17 protein-coding genes and 1 tRNA gene are annotated in these 22185 nt (G+C 47.0%); 13 read left to right on the top strand and 5 right to left on the bottom strand.

The features are described 5' to 3' along the window. Positions 1 to 7 precede the first annotated feature (7 nt). Both OI18_RS17860 and ctlX read left to right on the top strand, forming a co-directional pair. Positions 8 to 1465 carry an arginine deiminase family protein gene (locus tag OI18_RS17860; protein WP_039142340.1) on the top strand — a complete coding sequence of 486 codons (1458 nt, stop codon included), beginning with the start codon at positions 8 to 10 and terminating at the stop codon, positions 1463 to 1465. Between the two features lie 29 nt (positions 1466 to 1494). Next, positions 1495 to 2415: a citrulline utilization hydrolase CtlX gene (gene ctlX, locus OI18_RS17855; RefSeq protein WP_039142339.1), complete on the top strand. Its 921-nt coding sequence runs from the start codon at positions 1495 to 1497 to the stop codon at positions 2413 to 2415. Here ctlX and OI18_RS17850 read toward each other — a convergent pair. Continuing rightward, a complete protein-coding gene (locus OI18_RS17850) occupies positions 2404 to 3294 on the bottom strand; it encodes an SDR family oxidoreductase (protein WP_039142338.1) in 891 nt (296 codons plus the stop codon). The genes ctlX and OI18_RS17850 overlap by 12 nt on opposite strands. 147 nt (positions 3295 to 3441) lie before the next feature. Between OI18_RS17850 and pfkA the strand changes: the two genes are divergently transcribed. After that, positions 3442 to 4428, top strand: coding sequence for a 6-phosphofructokinase (gene pfkA, locus OI18_RS17845; protein WP_039142336.1), 987 nt, complete (start codon positions 3442 to 3444; stop codon positions 4426 to 4428). A 34-nt stretch (positions 4429 to 4462) separates the two neighbouring features. Beyond that, positions 4463 to 5953, top strand: coding sequence for a pyruvate kinase (pyk, locus tag OI18_RS17840; protein ID WP_082038036.1), 1491 nt, complete (start codon positions 4463 to 4465; stop codon positions 5951 to 5953). Between the two features lie 112 nt (positions 5954 to 6065). On the opposite strand, the gene OI18_RS17835 is transcribed toward pyk, so the two are convergent. Continuing rightward, positions 6066 to 6800 (bottom strand): copper homeostasis protein CutC, encoded by a 735-nt coding sequence (locus tag OI18_RS17835; protein WP_039142334.1) that lies wholly within the window; start codon positions 6798 to 6800, stop codon positions 6066 to 6068. Then, positions 6797 to 7828, bottom strand: a complete 1032-nt coding sequence (locus tag OI18_RS17830) for a glycosylasparaginase (RefSeq protein ID WP_039142333.1) — start codon at positions 7826 to 7828, stop codon at positions 6797 to 6799. Before OI18_RS17830 ends, OI18_RS17835 begins: the two co-directional genes overlap by 4 nt. Positions 7829 to 7912: 84 nt before the next feature. Here OI18_RS17830 and OI18_RS17825 point away from each other — a divergent pair, with 84 nt between their 5' ends. From OI18_RS17825 to OI18_RS17800, 6 genes are all read left to right on the top strand, one after another. Then, the gene (locus OI18_RS17825) at positions 7913 to 9808 is read left to right on the top strand and encodes a CocE/NonD family hydrolase (protein ID WP_039142331.1); all 1896 of its coding nucleotides are present in this window, start codon (positions 7913 to 7915) and stop codon (positions 9806 to 9808) included. Between the two features lie 80 nt (positions 9809 to 9888). Then, a complete protein-coding gene (locus OI18_RS17820) occupies positions 9889 to 12231 on the top strand; it encodes a glycoside hydrolase family 20 protein (protein ID WP_039142330.1) in 2343 nt (780 codons plus the stop codon). Positions 12232 to 12320: 89 nt separating this feature from the next. Beyond that, complete coding sequence (nagB, locus tag OI18_RS17815) at positions 12321 to 14228, top strand: glucosamine-6-phosphate deaminase (protein WP_052273359.1); 1908 nt, start codon at positions 12321 to 12323, stop codon at positions 14226 to 14228. Positions 14229 to 14319: 91 nt separating this feature from the next. Then, positions 14320 to 14393 (top strand) — tRNA-Arg (locus OI18_RS17810). A gap of 147 nt (positions 14394 to 14540) precedes the next feature. Beyond that, positions 14541 to 15584, top strand: a complete 1044-nt coding sequence (locus OI18_RS17805) for an SLAC1 anion channel family protein (protein ID WP_082038035.1) — start codon at positions 14541 to 14543, stop codon at positions 15582 to 15584. A 27-nt stretch (positions 15585 to 15611) separates the two neighbouring features. Continuing rightward, positions 15612 to 16493: an AraC family transcriptional regulator gene (locus OI18_RS17800; protein WP_039142328.1), complete on the top strand. Its 882-nt coding sequence runs from the start codon at positions 15612 to 15614 to the stop codon at positions 16491 to 16493. Positions 16494 to 16498: 5 nt separating this feature from the next. Here OI18_RS17800 and OI18_RS17795 read toward each other — a convergent pair whose 3' ends face one another. Next, positions 16499 to 19030, bottom strand: a complete 2532-nt coding sequence (locus OI18_RS17795) for a cation-translocating P-type ATPase (protein ID WP_039142326.1) — start codon at positions 19028 to 19030, stop codon at positions 16499 to 16501. Positions 19031 to 19114: 84 nt separating this feature from the next. Between OI18_RS17795 and OI18_RS17790 the strand changes: the two genes are divergently transcribed. Together OI18_RS17790 and OI18_RS17785 are read left to right on the top strand one after the other, a co-directional pair. Beyond that, positions 19115 to 19579, top strand: a complete 465-nt coding sequence (locus OI18_RS17790) for a 23S rRNA (pseudouridine(1915)-N(3))-methyltransferase RlmH (RefSeq protein ID WP_039142325.1) — start codon at positions 19115 to 19117, stop codon at positions 19577 to 19579. A 14-nt stretch (positions 19580 to 19593) separates the two neighbouring features. Then, positions 19594 to 20232 carry a rhomboid family intramembrane serine protease gene (locus tag OI18_RS17785; protein ID WP_039142323.1) on the top strand — a complete coding sequence of 213 codons (639 nt, stop codon included), beginning with the start codon at positions 19594 to 19596 and terminating at the stop codon, positions 20230 to 20232. Here the strand turns inward: OI18_RS17785 and tilS are convergent. Continuing rightward, complete coding sequence (tilS, locus tag OI18_RS17780) at positions 20216 to 21568, bottom strand: tRNA lysidine(34) synthetase TilS (protein WP_052273358.1); 1353 nt, start codon at positions 21566 to 21568, stop codon at positions 20216 to 20218. The genes OI18_RS17785 and tilS overlap by 17 nt on opposite strands. Before the next feature lie 220 nt (positions 21569 to 21788). Here tilS and OI18_RS17775 point away from each other — a divergent pair. Beyond that, the coding region (locus OI18_RS17775) for a hypothetical protein (protein ID WP_152616875.1) at positions 21789 to 22185 on the top strand (397 nt) is incomplete at its 3' end.

The raw sequence follows: 22185 nt of genomic DNA, 5'->3' as shown, positions 1-22185 counted from the left end.
ATTTTTTATGCCAAAAGACAATGCATTTGCATCAGTTACGAGTGAAATTGGAACATTAAGGAAATTGCTTGTCCATAGTCCGGACAGTGGCCTCGGAAAGGTTGTGCCCTCTAAGGCACAGGACTGGCTGTTTGAAGATATTGTTCACCTCGATACGATCAGAAGAAAAGAATACGATTATTATACTAAGATCCTGCTTTACTTTCTCGATCCTGAAAAGATCCAGGGAAGGTTGAAAAAGATTGATGGCAAGGACGGACAACGAAACTTTTACAAACCCGGCCATAAAGAATTTTACCGGTCTGAAAAAGTGATCGAACTGCAATGGCTCCTGGAAGAAATCCTCGAGGATCGCGAGATCCGCTTGACACTTATCGCTTCAGTTTGCGCTGTAGAAGGCTGTTCTTATGCCATTCAGCAAAACCTGATGGACTACCCCGCTGCCGACCTCGCCAAGATCTTTATTAGTGGCACTGCTACGGACAAATCGATGTTGTTTCCACCTATTCCGAATTTCATATTCACCCGCGACATCGGTATCACCATCAATAACCACATCCTGCTGAACAAACCTGCGAAGAAGGCACGTACCCGTGAGGCCCTTCTTGTCAGGTATATTTTCTTCAACCATCCTTTGTTTGCCAGTCTGCGCGAGAATATTATTGAACTTCCCGACACACACCAGCATTTCCTCCTGCCTAAGGAAGGCGATGAAAAAAAAGTAACACTTGAAGGCGGCGATGTGATGGTGGTAACGAAAGATCACGTATTGATCGGCGTTAGCGAACGGACTTCGATGGAAGCTGCACACCAGGCCATACACGCTCTTTTCGAGCGGAATGTCGTGAAGAAAGTGTCTATTGTAAAAATTCCTAAGAAAAGGGACTATATGCACATAGATACAGTGTTCACCCAGGTCAAAAGAAACGTATGGGTGATGCTGGGTAATTTTTCGAAGAAAGCGATCAAGAAAGAAGATGCTGATACCGTACAGCGAATCCTGGAAGGGAAAAAAGATGATAACAAAATCAAGATCATCCAGTTCAGGAAAAAAGACCTTGAGAACCCGGTTTACTTTGACAACCTGGAGGACCTGCTTAACGACATCAGCAGAAATGACATGGGTTGTGATGAAAAAACCAGGTTCATATATTCCGGGAACAATGAATTCCCTTTCGATGCCCGGGAACAGTGGACAGACTCATGCAACGTCCTTGCTTTGAAAGAAGGTGTTGTTCTCGGCTATGACCGGAACGACAAAACTGCAGATGCGTTCGAGAACGCCGGGTTCAAAATCCTGCATGCAAAAGAATTGCTTGACGAACTTGAAGCAGGTACCATCACAACTGATGAGATCAAAGACAGCCTGATCCTGATGCCCTCTGCAGAACTCTCCCGCGCCCGTGGCGGATTCCACTGTATGAGTATGCCGATTTACAGGGAGGAATTAAAAATTGAAAACTAAAAAGTAAAAAACTTTCAACCGCAGATCACGTGCAAACGACCAACAACCTTTTAATGATACGCCCGGTGAATTTCACTTTCAACGCCGAAACAGCGGTGAACAATGCATTCCAGGTGGCAGGCAAAACAGATGACGCCCAGGTTAAGGCTGAACAGGAGTTTGATGGCTTCGTTGAAAAACTGCGTCATTTCGGAATCCAGGTTACCGTAATTAATGACACACCTGTTCCTTATACACCCGACTCAATTTTTCCGAATAACTGGATCAGTTTTCATGAAGACGGAACTGTTATTCTCTACCCGATGTTCGCGGTGAACAGGCGGTCAGAAAGAAAACAACATGTAATGCAGGAGATCTTCGACAAATTTTTTCACAGCAGCATCATTGATATGAGCGGCGCTGAAGCGAATGATCATTTCCTTGAAGGAACGGGAAGCCTGGTATTGGACCGCGACAAAAGAATCGCTTATGCGTGCCTGTCACCCCGAACAGACCAGGCACTCGTAGATGAATTCTGCAGGAAAATGGATTACAAGGGCATTACATTTTTTGCCAGTGACAAAACCGGGAATGCAATCTACCATACCAATGTAATGATGTGTGTGGCCGACAGGTACGTGGTAGTTTGCCTGGACTCGATTCCGGACGCTAAACAAAGTCAGTCGGTTGTTGATGCAATTCTGTCCACAGGAAAAAAAGTCATCCCGATATCATTGGAACAGATGAACCGTTTTGCAGGCAATATGCTGCAGGTCAATAATAACGTCGGTGACAAATTTCTTGTGATGAGCACGCAGGCTTATGAATCACTCGATGAAAAGCAGCGTTCAGAACTTGAGTCATTCAACCCGATCATTCACTCCGATCTGACAACAATAGAAACAAACGGGGGTGGAAGTGCGCGCTGCATGATGGCGGAAGTATTCCTGCCGGAAAAATCAACCCATTAAGCGCTTCATCGCTTCACCGAATGACAGTGGACCAAAACCAAGCTCTTTTTCAGCCTTGCTGATGTTAAAACCCGTTAATAGGGGTCTTTTGCCAGGCTGGGAAAAATTTGCTGCGGTAACTTTTTCAACCAGGGAAGAATCATATTTATTATAAGCGGCAATTTCCATGGCCATGCCATAAGGTGTCATCCTGTCCTTCCCGGATAAATGCCAGATTCCTTCTGCCTTCGCATCAATAATTGCCGCAATACCTTCCGCAAGGTCCGTGACATAGGTGGGGGTCCGCCACTGGTCATCAACAACCTTAATATGTTTACCGGCTTCCAGGCTTTCCCTGATCCAACTGAAGATATTGTGCCTGCCACCCGAGGACTGGTTTCCATAAACCAGGCAAGTGCGAACGATTGCCCAGGGAATTGCAGATGTCTGCATCACTGCCTCAGCTTCCACTTTGGTATGTCCATACCAGCTTACGGGGTTCACATCATCTGATTCCGTATACATTCCCTTTTCCCCGTCGAATACAAAATCAGTGGAAAGAAATATGATGAAATTGCTGTATGTTTCGGCGTCAAGCAGCAAACGGGCAGTAGCTTCCACATTCAGCGCATGGGCCTCATTCTGCCGCTGCTCACATTCATCAACCTGTGTCATGGCTGCAGCATGCACAACTATGGTAGGTAACTCCCGGATCATGACGGTCTGCAACGCAAACGGGTGGGTAATGTCAATGTCATAATACACGAGCTGAGGGTCTTCAACCTGCAACCTGCTGGGGCCTTTTCCTGTCGCGATCACCTGGTACCCCTTCCTTAACAGAACAGTAACGAGCTCCTGGCCTACGAATCCATTGGCTCCTGTCAGCAAAACTTTTTCCATAATGCAAATCTACCGGCATTCTGCACTCTATCCCCTCATAATCATATCAAATCCTTATTTTTGGCCCGCCTTATCAATCGTTTGTGAAAAAACCAACTGCTTGCAAGCCTTTATGTGTATGTTAAACCAAACCAACTTTTTAATTAAATGAATGACAGTAAGGTCACTAGGATCGGTGTATTAACTTCAGGGGGTGATTCTCCCGGAATGAACGCAGCAGTAAGAGCTGTAGTGCGTACCGGCCTGTTTCACGGGCTTGAAGTTTATGGTATCATGCGTGGATACAGTGGAATGGTGGAAGATGATATATTTAAAATGGAATCACGTTCCGTGGCTAATATCATCCAGAGAGGCGGTACGGTGCTGAAAACAGCAAGGTGTAAAGAATTTTTTGAATATGAAGGCCGTAAGAAGGCCTATGAAAATCTCAAGAAAAGAGGAATCAATGGCCTTGTAGTGATTGGTGGTGATGGCAGCTTCAATGGCGCATTGAAATTCAGCCAGGAATTTGATATTCCCTGCATAGGGCTGCCCGGTACAATCGACAAGGATATTGCAGGCACAGATTTTACTATAGGATTTGATACAGCGGTAAACACTGCAGTTGAGGCAATCGATAAAATCCGCGATACGGCAGATGCACACGATCGCCTTTTCATTATTGAAGTGATGGGGCGTGATGCGGGTTATATTGCCCTGCACAGCGGAATCGCTACAGGGGCTGAACATATTCTGATTCCCGAGCGGAAAACCGATATTGACGCGGTTGTCAGCAGTCTGCAGGAAAAAGAAAAACGTAAAAAGCTGGTGAACCTGATCGTCGTTGCCGAAGGCGATGAATTCGGTGGCGGTGAAGAAGTAGCCAAGCACGTAAAGGCAAAACTTCCAAATGTTGATACGCGCGTGTGTATCCTCGGGCATATCCAGCGCGGTGGTTCACCAACATGCCTCGACAGGCTGATTGCCAGCAGGATGGGGTATCATGCTGTTGAATCACTGATGACCAATCGTTATAATGTAATGGTTGGCATCCAGAACAACAAAATGCACTATACTCCGTTGGAGAACGCTGTAAAAGCAAAACAAAAGATCAACGAAGAATGGATGAAGATCGTGAAGATCCTCGCATCCTGACAAACAAGCAAGCAAGCAACGAAACAGCATTCATATGTCTAAAAACGCCTCCAAATACCTGCACAAGCAGATGGACAAAGAAGCAGGCAGGCAGCACGCATTCAAAAGAACGAAAATTGTAGCAACTGTCGGACCGGCAAGTGACACCTACGAAAAACTCCTCGCACTGGTAAAAGCAGGGGTGAACGTATTCAGGCTGAACTTTTCCCACGGTTCGCATGAAGATAAAGCGCAGATCATCGACCACATCCGGAATATCAACAAAACTGAACCTTACAATATTGCGATACTTGGTGACCTGCAGGGGCCGAAACTCCGCGTTGGTGAAATCGAGAACAATGCGCTTTTTGTAAAGGATGGTGATGTGCTGACGTTTACCAATACCAAGTGTGTCGGTACAATGGAAAAGATCTATGTGAGCTATCCTAACCTCCATGCCGATGTAGTGGTAGGCAACAGGATCTTCATCGACGATGGTAAAATCGAAGTGGAAGTTGTGGAGATCACCGCGGCCAATGACGTGAAAGTGAAAGTAACATTAGGTGGAACGATCTCTTCCAAAAAAGGAATCAATCTCCCCGATACCAAAATATCACTGCCGGCCTTGACTGAAAAAGACCTGGCTGACCTGAACTTCATCATTGAAAAGCAACTCGATTGGGTAGCCCTTTCCTTCGTGAAAAGAGTCGAGGACCTGCACGAACTCCGCGCAATCCTCAATCGTCACCAGAGTAATATCAAGATCATTTCAAAGATCGAAATGCCTGAAGCGATCACCAACCTGCGTGATCTCATTCTCGAAAGCGATGGAGTGATGATTGCAAGGGGTGACCTTGGTATCGAGATTCCGATGGAACAGGTTCCGCTGATCCAGAAAGACATTATCCGGAAATGTATGCACCGTGCGAAGCCGGTGATCGTTGCTACACAGATGATGGAAAGCATGATTGACCGCGTGAAGCCCAACCGTAGTGAGGTGACTGATGTGGCCAATGCGGTTATGGAAGGAGCTGATGCTGTGATGCTCAGTGGTGAAACTGCTACCGGTCAGCATCCGGTACTGGTAATCGAGACAATGAGTAAGATCATCAACGAAATAGAAACAAAAGCATATTACTATAACCGCGAAGAAGACCTTACCCCTCAGCCCCACTCTCCTTCTTTCCTGAGTGACGCTGTTTGTTACAACGCATGTAAAATCGCAAAGGATGTTAATGCTGATGCACTCGTGGGTATGACTCAAAGCGGCTATACCGGATTTATGCTGTCGAGCTATCGTCCGCGCTCGCCACTGTACATCTTTACTAAGGAGCGCTCCCTGGTTAACCAGTTGAGCCTTAGCTGGGGTGTAAGGGCATTCTTCTATGAAGAAGAAGAAAGCCTGGATGATATCATTTCAGACCAGATCGAGATCCTGAAAGAAAGGGGCTTCCTGAAAATTGATGATGTCGTTGTAAATACCGGTAGCACGCCAGTCCTGGAACACCTTGCGACAAACGTACTTAAGATCACGAAAGTGAAATAAATACCATTATTGGTATTCGATAAAAAAGAGGCTTTTCCAATGAAAAGCCTCTTTTTTAATTTCCTGGCCTTGAATGACTTCTAAAAAGTAGCTTCCGCGCTTCCTCCGTGTATCAAAGCTGTAAATGGCCTGCGCCCGAAAGCGCTTCGATACATGCGGTAATTTCTGCAGGATCGACGGTGAAAGAATTTTGGGATTCCTGCATTCCGGGGTTTTCGTAGCTCATCCGGCTAAAACGGGTTGTCCGGGCAGAAGTATGGAATTCCTGTAATCCTGTTGCCGTAGCCAGTTGGCTGATATTACCGGACCGGATCCCTGAACCGGGCAAAATAATAATGCGCTGATCTGCGGCTTTAACCAGTTGCTGCAACATATCCAATCCCTGTAAAGCGGTATCGGCGAGTCCGGATGTCAAAATCCTGTTGCAGCCACATTGGATCACGTCTTCAAGCGCCTGCAGAGGATCGGGTGTGCGATCGAACGCCCGGTGAAAGGTTACTTCCATGGGATACGCCAGCTCCACTAATCTGGCGGTCCTGATTTTGTCAACAGTTCCGTCCACATTCAATAAACCGATCACTACCCCATCCATACCTGTCTCTTTGGCGAGGCGGATATCATCCTGGATTATCGTGTATTCCTCATCGTTATATAGAAAGTCGCCGCCACGGGGTCGGATAATAGGAAAAATTGGAATGCCCACAGCTTTACGTGCAGCCTTCATCATTCCCATCGAAACCGTTGTACCGCCTTCAGGCGGATTTGCACACAGTTCAATTCTTCCCCCGCCTGCCTTTTCGATCAGCGCGCAACTTTCAATATTGAAGGCGATTACTTCCAGTGTCATACCAGGAACTTTGAATCTTTTGTATACGGGCCTTCTGAAGTGTGAACGGCATAGTTGAAACCCTTGATCACTGAGTACGCGCCCACTTCGCCCTGCTTATTGATCGCGATGAACCCTGCCTGCAGGTTGCGGGCTTTTTCTAATCCATTACGTTTTACGATCCGCTCTACAGCTTTTTTGCAGGCTTCCTCAGGAGAAAACCCTGCACGCATCATTTCGATGATTGTATGAGAACCACAGATGCGTACGATTTCTTCACCGAGACCTGTTGCTGTAGCCGCGCCAACTTCGTTGTCAACATACAGGCCGGCACCAATTATAGGGGAATCTCCCACCCTGCCGTTCATTTTGAAAGCCATACCGCTTGTCGAACAGGCACCACTCAGGTTGCCGTTATGATCAAGCGCAATCATCCCGATGGTATCATGATTGTGAATCTGTCCCGGTTTCTTTTTCTCTTTTTTATCACGTTCCATGATATTCTCAACAGTGATCATGGGATCATATTTGGAAGTCTTCAGCCAGTTGCGCCATGCTTTTTCTGATTCAGCAGTGAGCAGGTTTGTTTTCGTAAATCCCTGCGAAAGGGCAAATTGCAGGGCACCATTTCCTACCAGTTGCACGTGCGGGGTCTTTTCCATAACCAATCTCGCAACAGACACCGGGTGCAGGATGTTTTCCAGGTACATCACCGCACCGCAATTCCCAAATTCATCCATAACACAACTGTCAACAGTTACCTTACCATCCCTGTCGGGTAGTCCACCATATCCCACACTCTGGTCAGCAGGATCTGCTTCTGTAACGTGAACACCTTTTTCCACCGCGTCAAGCGCCCGGCCTTTGGCTGCAAGAACTTTCCAGGCCTCTGCATTTGCTTTGGCATTGGGCGCCCAGGTTGAAACGACAATTGGCTTCGTTCCATAACCGGAACGGTTGCCCGAAGCTGCCTGCAGGCTCTCTTTTCCGACAAGAAAACCCAGGGAACTCAATATTGACTGCTGTAGAAATCTTCTCCGCTGTAACATGAAATACTGATTTGAACTTCAAAGTAATGCATTTACTCAATCATTCACTACTTTTAATCTTCCTCAGAATTCAACAATATTAACATGAGAAAACTCATTACAATTTTCTGTATTTATCTGGCTGTTTCCGTGCAGGGACAAACCATCCATACGCTGGACTCGGCCTGGATCCGTGACAATTATACCAAACTTGAAAAGATGGTGCCGATGCGTGACGGTAAAAGCCTCTTTACCGCCATTTATTTGCCGAAGGATGCTTCAGAGAAACATCCCATTCTGATGAACCGGACGCCATATTCCTGCGCACCTTACGGAGAAAAAAATTTCCGTGCGTTCTGGGAAGGTCACTGGAAATATTATATGCGTGAAGGCTATATCATCGTGCTGCAGGATGTAAGGGGACGCTGGATGAGTGAAGGTGAATTTGTTGATGTGAGACCTTTTAATAAGAACAAACAATCAGCTGCTGACATCGACGAAGCAAGTGATACATATGATGCAATTGACTGGCTCATAAAAAATGTACCGGCCAACAATGGCAACGTCGGTGTATTCGGAATTTCATATCCCGGCTTTTATTCTACCATGGCAGCTGCCAGCGGCCACCCTGCGTTGAAAGCAGTCAGCCCGCAGGCACCTGTAACCGACTGGTTCCTTGGTGACGATTTCCATCATAATGGCGCCTTCTGCCTGATGGACGCGTTCCTGTTCTATGCAGGTGGTTTCGGCTACCCGAGACCGGTACCTACAACCCAGGGCCCGGTAAGCAGTCTTTCAATGCCCAGGAACGATAATTATGAATCCTTCCTGCGGATAGGCGCGTTGAGCAATTTCATGAAATTGACCGGCGACAGTATAAAATTCTGGAAAGACCTGTACGCCCATCCCAATTACGACACATTCTGGAAAGCGCGAAATGCGCGCACCGCATTGTTCGATGTTAAACCCGTGATGCTTACTGTTGGCGGCGTGTTTGATGCCGAAGACACTTACGGGGCATGGAATACCTATAAGGCAATCGAGGCACAGAGTCCGTCGACCAATAACCGCATTGTAATGGGTCCCTGGTACCACGGCCAGTGGAGCCGCGGCGATGGCAGCTTTCTTGGCAATGTCAGGTTTGGCAGCAGAACATCTGAATGGTACCAGAACAATATTGAAATCCCGTTCTTCAATTACTATCTGAAAGGAAAGGGAGAAGAACCAAAGATTGCAGAAGCCACAGTGTTCTTTACCGGTGAGAACAAATGGAAACAACTTCCGCAATGGCCGCCAGCAGGAATTCAGCCAACCCCGCTCTACCTGCAGCCAAATGGTGGACTGGCCTGGCAGAAACCTTCAGAAGGCAATTCAATGAGTGAGTATGTAAGTGACCCGTCATCACCTGTTCCTTATACAGAAGATATTCACTATTCCCGCACCCGTGAGTATATGACTGATGACCAGCGTTTCGCGGGCAGGCGGCCGGACGTGCTTACTTTCAATACGGAAATTCTGGAAAACGACCTTACCCTCGCCGGACCATTGGTCGCCGACCTGCTGGTGAGCATCAGCAGTACCGATGCCGACTTCGTAGTTAAGCTTATTGACGTTTTTCCGGACAATTTTAAATACGATGATGCAATTGCGCAACCGGTCCGCACAAATGGAGGTTCATACCCTATGGGAGGCTACCAGATGCTGGTACGGGGAGAGATCATGAGGGGCAAATTCAGGAAGAGCTTTGAATCGCCGGTCCCCTTTAAACCGAATAAAACCGAACAGGTAAAATTCACGCTTCCCGATATTGCGCATACCTTTAAAAAAGGACACAGGCTTATGATCCAGGTGCAGAGCAGCTGGTTTCCGCTGATGGACCGTAACCCGCAACAGTTCATGAATATTTATGAAGCCCGTGATGAAGATTTCAGAAAAGCAACCATCCGGGTGCTTCACAATAGCAGCAATGCTTCATCCGTCATCCTTCCCATTGTTAAATAAATCCACATAAATGATAATTTTCAGACCGGCACCCATTACAACCGGTCTTTTATTTGCACCATCTATAAACTCATTATAATATGCGCAAGCTTGCTTTGATGTTCCTGGCGGGAATGGTTCTGCAGGGAGCATCCTTTGCCCAACAGATTTCCATCGTTCCGGAGCCGGCAGAAATGACTATGCCGAAAACCGCGGCTAAATATGTAATCAATTCAAACACGAAGATCAACCTCGTTGGTTCGGGGCTGGAAGAGTCAGCATCTTTCCTGAATGATTATATTCAAAAAGTGTACGGGTTCAAACTTGCCGTAGTGCCGAATGGCAAATCTGCAGGTATTACCCTTAGCTACGAAAAACAGGAGTACAGGTATCCAGGCGCTTACCGGATGCAGGTAGGCAACAAAGGAGTAAACATTGCCGGCGATAATGCAAACGGCGTTTTTTATGGCGTGCAGACACTCATTCAGCTGCTTCCAACAGAAGGCAGCAAGACCGCGTTACAAATACCACATGTGAATATCAAAGACTATCCACGTTTTGGATATCGCGGCATGCACCTGGATGTGAGCCGTCATTTCTTTGATGTGAACTTTGTGAAAAAGTACATCGACTACCTGGCGCTCCATAAGATGAACTATTTCCACTGGCACCTGACCGACGACCAGGGCTGGCGGATCGAAATCAAAAAATATCCGAAACTCACCGAAGTTGGTGGTTGGAGAAACGGAACAATTGTCGGCCGCTACCCCGGTACCGGCAATGACAACATCAGGGTCGGCGGTTTCTATACCCAGGACGAAATCAGGGAAGTGGTAAAGTATGCTGCTGACCGGTATATTACAGTAGTTCCGGAGATCGAGATGCCAGGACATGCTTCTGCAGCTATCGCGGCATATCCTGAACTCAGCTGCTTCCCCGGGGAAGCCACGAAAAAATATGTACCCGAAAACTGTGCATGGGCTGGTGATTCAACAGGCAAGCAGGTGATCCAGAGCTGGGGTGTTTATGATGATGTATTTGTTCCTTCAGAAAATACATTCAAATTCCTCGAGGATGTTGTTGATGAAGTGATCGCACTATTCCCCTCAAAATACATTCATGTTGGCGGTGATGAATGCCCAAAGACCAACTGGAAACGTTCCGAATTCTGCCAGAACCTGATTAAGGAAAAGGGATTGAAAGATGAGCACGGACTGCAGAGCTATTTCATTAACCGGATGGAAAAATATATTAACTCCAAAGGCCGCACGATTATTGGCTGGGACGAAATCCTGGAAGGCGGATTGGCGCCCAATGCCCTGGTTATGAGCTGGCGCGGTGAAGAAGGCGGAATTGCAGCAGCAAAGGAAAATCATGAGGTCATCATGACACCTGGTAATTTTGTTTATTTCGACCACTCGCAGACGAGAAACGAAGATTCGGTTACCATTGGTGGTTACACGCCACTTGAAGAGACCTACAGTTATGAGCCGGTACCTGCTGCATTACCTGCAGACAAGCAGAAGTATATCCTTGGTGCGCAGGCTAACCTGTGGACAGAATACATAAAGAATCCTTCCAAAGTGGAATATATGGTCTTTCCCAGGATGAGCGCATTGAGCGAAGTATTATGGAGTCCTGCTTCAAAACGCAACTGGAAGTCATTTGAGAAAAAGATCCCTGCCATTTTCAACCGTTACGGCAAATGGGGCAGCAACTACAGTAAATCCTATTTTGACCTGAAAGCAAATGTAGTTCCGGCTGCTGCAAACAAAGGACTGCAGGTAAAACTCGAAAGCCCGATTGCTGCTGCACAACCTGTATATATCCTGGAAGGTGCAGGATCATCTGCTGCAACTACGACAAAATACAATGGACCGCTGTCCATAACATCAAATGCGAAACTTACGGCCTGGAATGAACTAAAGGGTAAACCTGCCGGTGCAAAGGTTCAGCTGAACTTTACTACAAATAAAGCAACAGGGAAAAAAATCAGCCTTCAAAACAACCCGTCGAAAAACTATCCCGGACAGGGCGGCGCATTCGGACTTGTAAACGGATTACGTTCTGAAAAAGGAATGAACTCCACTGAATGGCTTGGTTGGGAAGGCAGTGACCTGGATGCAACTATTGACCTTGGTGAATCCACCAGCTTCGAAAAAGTCCAGTTGCACATTGCGGAATCTCATGGCAGCTGGATCTATGGCCCGGCAAAATTTGAGATTTCCGTTTCAGATGACGGCAACAACTATAAAGCTGTAACAGGTGGCCAGGCAACTAGCAGGGAGGACGGAAATTCAATGAAGTCACTCGAGGTATCTTTCCCCGCACTTAAAGCCCGTTTTGTAAAAGTGAAAGCTGTTAACTATGGACAAATTCCGGATGGTCAGGCAGGTGCAGGGCATAAAGCCTGGCTCTTTGCAGACGAAATCAGCATCCGGTAATTAATTTGATCTAACGTTTGCGCAGGAATTCTGACTCACATTATTCGTTTTAAAGTTAATTTCGTGACCTCAACAAATTTTCAACCAAAATGAGCATGGTAGATTCGTTCGAAAAAATTCCTGTCAAAATTTTTGATAATCTCAAACAAGGATCGGTTTTTATTGCACAGGAAATAGCAGGTATCATCAGGCGTAAACAGGCAGAAGGCAAAAATTGTGTACTGGGACTGGCAACAGGCTCATCCCCTAAGACGGTTTATGCCGAACTGGTAAGAATGCATCGCGAAGAAGGCCTGAGCTTTAAGAATGTAATCAGCTTCAACCTCGACGAATACTATCCACTCGACAATGACGCACTGCAAAGCTATAATCGCTACATGGGTGAACAATTGTTCAACCATGTAGATATTGATCCCAAAAATATCAATATCCCGAACGGGGAATGGCCAAAAGAGGAGATCAAGAAATACTGCGCTGAGTATGAAGCGCTGATTGAATCAACCGGTGGAATTGATGTACAGATCCTCGGAATCGGGAATAACGGTCATATCGGGTTCAACGAACCTGGTTCAAGCCGTTTCTCCCGCACCCGCCTGGTGACACTCGAAAATTCCACCCGTATTGCCAACTCTTTCGAGTTTGCCAATATTTCACAGGTACCGCGCATGGCTGTTACCATGGGCATTGATACCATCATGAAGGCGAGGAAGATCTACCTGATGGGATGGGGTCCGATGAAAGCGCCTGTGATCCAGAAAGCCGTAGAAGAAAATGTGACGGAGCAGATCCCTGCTTCGCTATTGCAACAACATAATGATGCCATTTTCGTGGTTGATGAAATGGCTGCTGCCGAACTGACCCGTTACCGCTCTCCATGGCTTACCGGCGAAATTGAGTGGACTCCCAAGCTGATCAAAAAAGCTGTGGTAAGTACAGCCCTGAAACTGGGCAAGCCAGTCCTCGGACTCACCAACAGTGACTACAATGACAGTGGCCTGGGTGAACTGCTTGTTGAAAAAGGGGACGCATATGAAATAAACCTCCAGGTGTTTTACCTGCTGCGCGACAGCATTACCGGCTGGCCGGGCGGAAAACCAAATGCAGTTATCCCTGCCCATCCGGAGCGCTCACTTCCCTATCCAAAGACCTGCCTGATCTTCTCTCCACACCCGGATGATGATATCATCAGCATGGGCGGAACATTCATGCGCCTGCACGACCAGGGACATGATGTACACGTGGCCTACCAGACCAGCGGAAATATTGCAGTAACGGACGAATTTGTAACAAGATTCATTGATACCGCAGTGGGCTTTGAAGAAATTTCGGGTATTGATTCCAGTAAGTCGCGCCAGGTTCTCAACAACGCGCAGCAGTTCTTCTCCGGCAAAAAGACCAGCCAGATCGATACCCCGGAAATCCGGGCTATCAAAGGATTGATCCGCCGCGGTGAAGCGAAAGCTACATGCCGTTATGTTGGAATAAAAGATAGCAATGTCCACTTCCAGAACCTGCCTTTTTATGAAACAGGAACGATCGAAAAAAAGCCAATGGGCGAAGAGGATGTGAAACTTACTATGGAACTGCTCAGGAAGGTCAAGCCGCACCAGATCTACGCGGCAGGTGACCTCGCCGATCCGCATGGAACGCATAAGGTTTGCCTGGATATCATCTTTGAATCAATGCGCAGGCTGAAAAAAGAAGGCGATGACTGGGTTAAAGATTGTTGGGTATGGTTGTACAAAGGCGCATGGCAGGAATGGAATATCGAAGAAATTGAAATGGCCATTCCGATGAGCCCTGACCAGGTGATGAAGAAACGATTCGGAATTTTTATTCACCAGTCCCAAAAGGATATGGTTCCTTTCCAGGGTTCCGATGCCCGCGAATTCTGGCAGCGCGCTGAAGACAGGAACGGCCATACAGCAAAACTGTATGCACAGCTCGGCCTCACACAATACGCTGCAATGGAAGCATTTGTGAGGTGGCACTACTAATCACGCATTAAAAAATTGAGGGAAATTTTGGTTTGTAATTTTTGGAATTTAGAACCGGTTTCCCTTATCTTTGCACTCCCTTAAAGGGAATGGCTCCGTAGCTCAACTGAATAGAGCATCTGACTACGGATCAGAAGGTTTCAGGTTTGAATCCTGACGGAGTCACTAAAAGCCGCTTTAACAGCGGCTTTTTTTATTGCCCAATCACTACGTACCCACGTTCCTGTCAGCGAAATTCTGACATCACATTCGCACTTCCGGCCATTTACATCCTTTCCATTCCTGCGGAACTTTGTGTCCAAATCGTTACAAATGGAAAAAATTATCATAAAAGAGAAATCTGAGAGCAGAACCAGCAGCAAACTGTGGACGGGTGCAGTCCCGGTGAGGCGTGCATTTAAGAACCGGATTAAAAACCTGCAATTCCTGCCGGTCAGCCTGTTCGGGTCTGTAATGGGTATTGCCGGGCTTTCGCTGTCATGGCGCGCAGCTTCCCCCCTGTTTGGTGCACCAATGATCATTTCAACTATTACCGGGGTTACAGCAATTGTAATTTTTGCCGTTCTGACTGTAGCATATATCATCAAGACTTACCTTTTCCGGGCAAAAACTTCCGAAGAATTCCATCACCCGGTAGTAGGTAATTTTTTTGGTACCATTCCCATTTCAGTGTTATTGTTGTCTGCTGTGATCAGGCCCTGGCACGCAGGCGCATCACTCGCCTTATGGTTAACCGGGGCAGTACTTACAAATGCTGTTGCGTACATGATCATCACGAGGCTGATGAAAAACAAACAGGACCTTCTGCACGCAACACCAGCGTGGCTGATACCCGGCGTAGGTACGCTTGACGTGGCGGTAACAGGCACCGGGCTTCCTTATAACTGGATGATGGAAATAAATATATTCAGCTTTGCTGTCGGCTCTGTACTGGCACTCGTGTTCTTTGTCCTTATAATATCGAGATTGATGCACCATGACCCGATGCCGGAAAGAATGACACCCAGCCTTATCATCCTCATTGCACCGTTTGCGGTAGGGTTCCTCGCATTCACGAATCTCATCCGGGATGTGAACCTGTTTGCCAGCGTGCTTTTCTATTTTGGCATATTCCTGTTCCTGGTCCTGTTCACTAAGGTGTTTCACAGGAACCTTCCTTTCATGATCACCTGGTGGGCCGTCGGGTTTCCCATTGCAGCGATCAGTAATGCGTCACTGCGGTATGCGGCATACGCCAACAGCTGGTATTCGACTGTGCTGGCCGGGATTATGCTGGGCATTCTGAGCCTCCTGGTACTTTATATCTTTATCAGGAGCTCTTTCCTGCTTGTGAAAGGAAGATTGCTGCAGGCATAGTCTTAACTTAACTGGGAAATTGTGGCCATGAAAAAAAAGCCCGGTTTGCTGACATTGGATCACGTAAGCAGCAGTTCCCTGTTCCGCGACCAGTTTCACCTGAATTATTATGGCGACAACTACCCTGTTTCCACAATTCCTCACCGGCATAATTTTTACGAGGTGCTCTGGTTTCCGCAGGGCAACGGAATACATTGCATCGACGACACATGTTTTCCCGTCAGCGGTAATGACCTGTTCCTTATTTCTGAAGGCCAGGTGCATTACTATAAAAAGGTACGCCACCTTGAAGGGTATATGCTTCTATTCCGCGACGTATTCTGGGAGTATGCGCTGGAAAGTCTTAATGCGTTAAGGACAACATTATTCAATCACCTGCTTATTAATGTGCACCTGCAGCTGCCAGAGGAAGACGCCTCAGACCTTACGCATTTACTTGGTGAATTCCTGAAAGAATACCGGCGGACAGACTATCCCGGTAAGGCAGAAGTCATGATCGCATACCTGAAGATCCTGCTGATCCGCATCAGCAATTTGCAGCGTCATGCAGCGGGTAATCCTTCCGCTAACCTCACCCTGGAATACAAACTATTCCAGCAGTTCATCGACCTTCTTGAAAAGAACTATAAAACTAAGCGGGAGGTCGCGTTTTATGCCGCTCATTTGCATGTCCCCCCCAGGAGACTTGCGACCATAAGCCGCCAGTTCGACCGTCGAAGCCCGAAAGAGCTGATCGACAACAGGGTAATCATCGCAGCAAAAAGACTCCTGCAATTTGACCCCATGCCAGTTAAGGAAGTAGCATACGCGCTAAGTTTTTCGGACCAGTACCAGTTCAGTAAATTCTTCAGGAAACATACCGCCGTTTCACCGGTTGAATACAGGTCACAAATGCAGAATGGGAAATAAGAATATCACTTTCCTGCCCGCAGCCTCCGTTTGAAAAACTTTTCAACTTCCACCGCAATAAATACGACCATGGAAACCCCAACAGCAATCAGGAGTTCCGGAAAAGTCAGCGGGCCGACATGAAAGAATTTTCCCAGTTCAGGGAGATAGATGATCATGAACTGCATAATAACGGTAAGCAACACCGCAAGTATAAGCGGGACATTACTCCATACACCAATACGAAACAACGATCGTGTTTCACTGCGAATGGCCATTACGTGCCAGAGCTGGCTGAAACAGAGAACCGTAAATACCATGGTCTGCCAGTTCTTCATCCCATGTTCCATTGCATACCATTGGGTACCGATCGTTAAGAGCCCAATAAAGAGCCCTACCCACATCACATGAATTCCCAATCCCTTTGCAAATACACTTTCGCCGGTCTTTCTCGGTGGACGGTTCATGGTATCCTGTTCTTCCTTCTCCGCTGCAAGTGCCAATGCCGGCAGGCCATCCGTAACGAGATTTATCCAGAGAATGTGTACCGGTAACAGCGGAATAGGCAAGCCGAAAAACGGGGCAAGGAAGATCGTCCAGATCTCTGCAGCATTCCCCGTCAGGATGTATTTGATGAACTTCCTGATATTATCATAAATACGCCTTCCCTCTTCAACTGCCCGGACTATAGTAGCGAAATTATCATCCAGCAATATCATGTGCGCTGCCTCTTTTGTTACCTCTGTGCCGGTAATACCCATGGCAACACCAATGTTTGCCTTCTTAAGTGACGGGGCATCATTTACACCGTCACCAGTCATGGAAACGAACTGTTCCTTTTTCTGCAATCCGTCTACAATCTTCAGTTTCTGTTCCGGTGAAACCCGGGCATATACGCGGATCTTCAACACTTCCTGTTCCATTTCCCTTTCTTCTTTCCTGCCAAGTTCCTGCCCGGTTATTACTTTGTGATCATCGTGTTCAATAATCCCGAGTTCCTTTGCTATCGTTGCTGCTGTAAGCGGATGATCGCCGGTGATCATTACCGGGACAATACCCGCCGTTTTGCATTTCCTGATCGCCTGTTTTGCTTCATCACGGGGCGGATCGATAAGTCCTGCCAATCCCAGGAATTCAAGATCCTTTTCCACATTGTCAGGGCTGATCTCATCCGGAAGCTTATCAACCAGTTTCGCCCCGAATCCGATGACACGCATGCCGCCCATTGCCAGTTTCTCTTCCTGCTTTTTTATTTCTTCCACCAGTTGCACATCCCTACTCATATTCATGATCGCTTCGGCGGCACCCTTGGTGATCACCCAGTATTTCCCTTCTCTTTCATGGATCGTCGTCATTGCCTTCCGTTCTGAATCAAAAGGGATCTCTTCAACCCGTTTGAACGGGGCAGTCGTTTTCGCATACTCAACCATCGCCAGTTCAGTGGGGTCACCTGTTTTTTTCCCATCTTTTTCTTTGAGGTCATGGTTGAGGCTCATGGCCTGCATGAATGCTTCTTTTCGTTTTTCGTCCGGCACCCAGATCTCCTGTACGATCATCTGGTTTTTTGTAAGCGTACCGGTTTTATCCGTACAAATAAAGGTGACCGAACCAAGTCCTTCTACGGCATAAAGTTTCCTGATCAGCGCATTTTGTTTCATCAGGCGCCGCGCACCGAGTGCCAGTGATACAGTTACCACTGCGGGAAGTGCCTCAGGGATCGCAGCAACGGCGAGGGAAATTGACGTGAGCAACATCCGGTTGAATTCTTCACCCCGCAGGTAGCCGATCATGAATAAGCCTATACATAACAGTATGATGATAACCGTTAGCTTACTGCTGAAATCCTTCAGTCTCTTTTGAAGCGGGGTACTGCTTTCCGCTTTTTCCAGCATCCCGGCAATTTTGCCCAGCTCGGTTTTCATACCGGTTTCTACAACTACACCTTTTCCCCGGCCATTGGTGACGTGAGTTCCCCTGAAGGCCAGGTTGGTACGATCGCCCAATGAAATATCCGCTGTGGAGCAGGTGTTAATTGTTTTATCGATCGCCTGTGACTCACCGGTTAGACTGGCTTCATTTATTTTCAGGCTGTGAATCTCGATCAGGCGCATGTCTGCGGGCACCAGGTCGCCGGCTTCCAGCAATACGATATCTCCGGGCACGATATCAGCTGCAGGGATTTCGGAAATACTTCCATTGCGAACAACATTCGAAAAAGGAGCAGCCATTTTTTTCAATGCCTCCATCGCCTGCTCGGCCCGGTATTCCTGGAAGAAACCAATTACTGCATTCAGGATGATGATGACCAGGATCACGATAGTATCGGACAATTCGCCGATAAATGCAGAAACTATTGCTGCAACTACCAGTACAAGTATCATGACATCGATAAACTGGCGGATGAAGATCATCACCGGATGCACTTTCCCTGAAGTCTGCAACTCATTCTTTCCAAACTCACTGGTCTTCTGCTGCACAGCTTCGTCATCCAGTCCATCTAAACTGCTTCCTGTTTCTTTTAATACATCATCTACCGACAGTGTGTGCCAGGGCTTCATTTATTTCCTGTTTTAACGTATACTGGTGGAGATCATTAATTTAGCACAAAAAGTTCGCCATACCGCCTAATACTCAGGTTTTTTATGAAAATTCAACTTTGGACCATCGGCAAGCAGCAGGACGCTTCCACACGCGAGGCGGTAGAAGATTTTACGGGGAGGATCAACCGATATTTTCCCTGTGAATGGAAACTCATTCCGCCTTCAAAGTCAACAGATCCGGTGGTTATCAGGAAGTCCGAATCGCAGTTGGTAATGCAATACCTTCAAAAAGATGATTACCTGATCCTGCTCGATGAAAGAGGGAAGATGATCAGCTCACCTGAGCTCGCAGTATTGCTTCAGCAAAAAGCAAATGAAAGCAGGAAGCAGATGATCTTCCTGATTGGCGGTGCATATGGTGTAGAGAAGATTATCCAACAGCGGGCCGATTTCACCTGGAGCCTGTCCAAACTGGTCTTTCCACACCAGATCGTCAGGCTGATACTTGCTGAACAGGTTTACCGTGCATGCACTATCCTGCGCAACGAAAAGTATCATCATGATTAACTATCTTTCCGCCTATGTTCAGTATAACCATCTCCATTATCATTATCACGAGTATCATCTCCATCGCCGCATTCAACCGCGAAAAGATAAAGGAAGACCTGTTGTTCTGGCCTGCAGAGATAGACCGGCGCAAACAATACTACCGGTTCGTTTCATGCGGATTCGTTCATGGTGACGTCATGCACCTTGCTTTCAATATGATCTCATTGCTTTCTTTTGGAGAATTCCTTGAGATCTACCTGTTTACTGACCTGTTCGGAAGCCAGGGGAAATACATGTACCTGGTATTATACGTGCTTGGCCTGATCTTTTCCGTGATCCCCGACTATTTTCAATACCGTAACAACTTTGCATACCGGGCGCTTGGAGCATCAGGTGCAGTATCGGCAGTTATTTTTGCTGCGATCATCCTGAAGCCGACCATGCCATTGCGTATTATTTTCATCCCCATAGATATCCCGGGTTATATTTTCGGATTCCTGTTCCTCGCCCTTTCCGCCTATATGGCAAAAAGGGGTGGTGATAATATCGGTCACCGTGCACACTTCAGCGGTGCGATTTTCGGTATCCTGTTTACGGTTATTGCTGCGAAACTTATGTCGGATTATGATGTCTTCAAGGCTTTTATCCAGGCCATTAAGTCGCGCTATTAAAGCGAAGGGCAAGAACTTCTGTCGTTCCCGGCCGGATCTTCACGCGGTTATCGATCCTATGCCCAATCACCCAGACAATTTTCTTATCTGATTCCAGCACCCAGATCCTGTCCTTTTCTGCCCGGCTGATTTTTGCATCGATGAAATAACGCGCCAGTTTCTTTTTTTTCTGCATGCCAAGCGGGTAAAAATAATCACCCTGTTTCCATGGACGCAACAGTAAAGGATAGCCGATCAATGAACTATCGAGCCATGCAATATTCGGATCTGCCGGAATTGACTGGCCTGAATAATGTACCGAATTCCACTCAAGCATTCCATCACGGAACCGGATGTCGCCATTTCCCTCAACGAGTGGGATCAACGAAGCGGTTTCCTGTTTTTCGGTTAGTACGAACCATTTGCGGTTATTGATCAGGCGATGGGTTGATGTTTCAATGAACTGGCCGGTCTGGCTGTCAGCCAGCGATGCCACTTCCCCAATTTGGCCCGCACTGAAACCATATGGATAAAGCCAGGCATGAAGTATTGCCTCTGTCCCGGGTAACTGCCGCCACTTCAAAATGGAGATCTGCTGATCAGGACCGTTATGCACAATGAGCTTTTTCAACAATGCACGCATTGAATGTTCGTAGAAGGACTGCACCTGGCGAAAATACCCGGCAGTATCATTGAGGTTACTGATAACTGAAGGGTATTGCTGCTTCACCAGCGGTACAACGGCATGACGGATAAAATTCCGCGTGTATTTAACAGACGCGTTGGAACTGTCTTCCACCCAGTTTAGTTTCCGTGCACGGGCGTAGGCCTCAATCACTGTACGTTCCGCAAATAACAATGGCCTCCTGATTCTTCCGCGCGAAGGGAGAATGCCATGCATTCCCGCAAGGCCCGTGCCCCGGAAAACATTCATCATTACTGTTTCGGCATTGTCGTTGGCGTGATGCGCAGTTAACAGGCAGTCAAAAGCATCCACGCCGGATTTACTTTCTTCCATGATGCTTTCCAGCCAGTCATATCGAAGTTCCCTGGCCGCCAGCTGAATGGACAACCCCTTGTCGGCTGCATACCTTTCCGTTTCGAAACGGTTCACAAAAAACGGAACGTCCAGGGATACCGCAAGTGCCTGGCAGAAATTTTCATCGCGGATACTCTCCTCCCCTCTCAGCTGGAAATTTGCATGGGCTATCGCGAACGAATAACCGCCTTCTTTGAGCAGGTTACACAATACTGTAGAATCCAGTCCCCCGCTGACGCCCACCAGCAGCCGGTCACCCCGGGAGAACAATTTTTCCCGGTTGATATATGCGCTAAAATCCTGAAGAAGGTTCATCATTTACATTAAAAAAAAAGAGTACTTATCCCCGTAGTTTTACGATAGAAAACTCCACCGTACTATCTACTTTAGTGTTTGTATTTAATACGTGATTTAACCAATATCCGAAATGCCAGTAAAAGGTTCTATAATATCCCTTATCGATAATCTGACCCTGTTAACACTCCTGTTCACAGTTGCAATTTTACTGATAAAAAAGTGTTGGAAGGACAAATTGCTGATGTGTATTCTGATTAATGCAGCATATAGTATTTTCCTTTTTATCCTTGGATTCTGTTTTCCCATGGACTCCCGTGAATACGACTTTGTTTCCAACCTGACAATCCACGTTGATACATTGAGTGGCTTGGGGTTCTTTTATTACCTGTGGGACGACTCACGTTTCCGCCGTTACCTGCTATTATCAGTCATTCCCGTCCTTGCAATCTGGCTGTTTACGTTGTTCTGGAAAGGATTTTCGAAAACCCCTTACTGGAACCTGATGCTGCCGTCCGTCTGGTATCTTGTGGCTGCACAGTACGGAATGGTTTTGCTTTACAAAAAGTCCAACTTTCAGGAAAGCACCCAGTATATCAGCAGGTTTTTACTGATAGCCGGTTTTCTCTTCTATAATTTTA

The organism is Flavihumibacter solisilvae (assembly GCF_000814475.1).
In the GTDB taxonomy this organism is placed as follows: domain Bacteria; phylum Bacteroidota; class Bacteroidia; order Chitinophagales; family Chitinophagaceae; genus Flavihumibacter; species Flavihumibacter solisilvae.
Note: the sequence above shows the minus strand (reverse complement) of the source record. Positions and strands in the feature narration are given on the sequence as shown.